The sequence below is a fragment of the Pseudokineococcus marinus genome (assembly GCF_013004605.1).
Taxonomy (GTDB): Bacteria; Actinomycetota; Actinomycetes; order Actinomycetales; family Quadrisphaeraceae; genus Pseudokineococcus; species Pseudokineococcus marinus.
Genome location: NZ_JABEMA010000405.1, coordinates 1 through 2,262 on the forward strand (window position 1 = coordinate 1; position 2,262 = coordinate 2,262).

Annotated in this window: 2 protein-coding genes and 1 riboswitch; of the genes, one reads left to right on the forward strand and one right to left on the reverse strand. The window is 80.9% G+C overall.

Features of this window, described 5'->3' with window-relative positions; all coding sequences use genetic code 11:
* Window positions 1–135: 135 nt before the first annotated feature.
* Window positions 136–247, forward strand: a riboswitch (SAM riboswitch).
* A 304-nt stretch (window positions 248–551) separates the two neighbouring features.
* A complete protein-coding gene (gene metX / locus HLB09_RS15995) occupies window positions 552–1,733 on the forward strand; it encodes a homoserine O-acetyltransferase MetX (protein ID WP_171204307.1) in 1,182 nt (393 codons plus the stop codon).
* Here metX and HLB09_RS16000 read toward each other — a convergent pair.
* A complete protein-coding gene (locus HLB09_RS16000; RefSeq protein ID WP_171204306.1) occupies window positions 1,730–2,227 on the reverse strand; it encodes an NUDIX domain-containing protein in 498 nt (165 codons plus the stop codon). The genes metX and HLB09_RS16000 overlap by 4 nt on opposite strands.
* Between the last annotated feature and the right edge of the window lie 35 nt (window positions 2,228–2,262).

Below are 2,262 nucleotides of genomic sequence, written 5' to 3' on the forward strand. Positions count from 1 at the left end.
GCGGCGCGCCGCCGAGGTGGCCGGCGGGACGGACGGGTGACTGCCCCCCACCGCCCGCGCCGCCGGCGGTCCGCACGGTGGGACGCCGCGACGGGCGCTTGAGCGGCCCGAGGCGCCGCAGGTACCGTCGAGGCAGGTCATGAGTCCCAGCGCCAAGCCCCGGCTCGCTGGGCGGCAACCCTCCTCCGCGGTGGGGTGCCCCGGGTGATGACCTGGCCCGTCGGAGCCCGGCGGGCAAGCGCGGGCCGGCGAGCACGGCCCCGGGTCCCGAGGAGACGACCGTGGGCAGCACGTCGACCACCACCCGCAGCGGCACCACGGCGGACGCCGGCGCCGGGCTCGCCCCGGTCCGGGCGGCGTCCCCGCCCGTACCGGCGGCCCGTGCGTCCCGCCCCGCGGCCCCCGGCGCCACCGCGGACCCGGGCTCCCGCGCCGACGAGACCCCCACCGACCGGGCCCCCACCGACCGGGCCCCCACCGACCGGGCCCCCACCGACCGAGCCCCCACTGACCGGGCCCGGGCGACGGGCGGGCCGGAGGGGGACCCCACGGTGGGCGCTCCGGGAGAGGTGGGGCCACCGCCGGCCTCGGGGGCCTGGCGCCCGGGCGACCCCGTCGGCGGGCGCCGGTTCTGCGCCGTCGGCGACCTGCCCCTGGAGTCCGGCGAGGTCCTGCCCGACGTCGTCCTGGCCTACGAGACGTGGGGCGAGCTCGACGCCGACCGCGGCAACGTCGTCCTCGTCTGCCACGCCCTCACGGGGGACAGCCACGTCAGCGGCCCGGCGGGGGAGGGGCACCCCTCCCCGGGCTGGTGGGACGCGCTGGTCGGCCCGGGCCGGGCCCTGGACACGAGGCGCTGGTGCGTCGTCGCCGTCAACGTGCTGGGCGGCTGCCAGGGCAGCACCGGTCCGTCGTCGACCGCGCCCGACGGCCGGCCCTGGGGCAGCCGCTTCCCGGCCACGACCGTGCGCGACCAGGTGGCCGCCGAGGCGGCGCTGGCCGACGCCCTGGGGGTCAGCGCCTGGGCGCTCGTCCTGGGGGGCTCGATGGGCGGCATGCGGGCGCTCGAGTGGGCCGTCGACCGCCCCGAGCGGGTCCGCCGCCTCCTCGTGCTCGCCTCCTGCGCCGCGTCGAGCGCCGACCAGATCGCCTGGTCGGCGGCCCAGCTGGCCGCCGTCGAGGGTGACGCCGGCTGGGCGGGCGGCGACTACCACGGCGCCGCGGACGGCGAGGGCCCGCACCGCGGCCTCGGGGTCGCGCGGCGCATCGCCCACACGACCTACCGCAGCGCGGAGGAGCTCGGCGAGCGGTTCGGGCGGGCGGGGCAGCCGGGGGAGGACCCGTACCGCGGCGGGCGCTACGCCGTCGAGTCCTACCTCGACCACCACGCCGACAAGCTGGTCCGGCGCTTCGACGCGGGCTCCTACGTCGTGCTCGTGCGGGCGATGAACGGCCACGACGTCGGGCGCGGCCGCGGCGACGTCGCCGCGGCCCTGGGGCGCGTGACGGCGACGACCACGGTCGCCGCGGTGAGCAGCGACCGCCTGTACCCGGTGCGCGACAGCGAGGTCATCGCCGCCGCCCTGCCCGGCCGCCCGCCGGTCCGCGTCCTGGAGTCCCCGGCCGGCCACGACGGCTTCCTCGTCGAGGTCGAGGCCGTGGGGGCGCTCGTGCGCGAGCTGCTGGCCGCCCCGGGAGGGCCGGCGGGTCCGGTGCCCCGGCTTGCGGGCTAGGCGCCCGGGCGCCCGTCGGCGGCCCAGGACCGCAGGCCGTCCCACGTCGTGGCGAGGCCCGGGTGCAGCGGCAGCGCCCCCACGTCCGCCAGGGCGACCCAGCGCACCTCGTCGGACTCGGCCGTCGCCGCGTGCGGGCGCACGTCCTCGGCCCCGCGCAGGCGCCCGAGGACGACGGTGTAGGTCCACCCCCCGAGGTCCGCGGTGACGCGGCGGTCGAGGACGTCGACGGCGCCCGCCGGGACGCCGGTCTCCTCCCACGCCTCCCGCAGGGCGCCGGCGACGGCGTCCTCGTGGCTGTCGACGGCCCCGCCGGGCAGCCCCCACGTGCCCCCCAGGTGCGTCCACCCGGCCCGCAGCTGCAGCAGGGCGTGGGTGCGCCCCGCCGGGGCGCCGCCGGCGCCGTCGGCCAGCAGCAGGAGTCCCGCGGCGCCGTGGAGGCCCCAGCGGCGGGCGCCCGAGGCCGTCCGCACCCACCCGTCCCCGTCGCCCACGCGGCCACGCTACGGCGCCGCCGACCGGGCGGCGG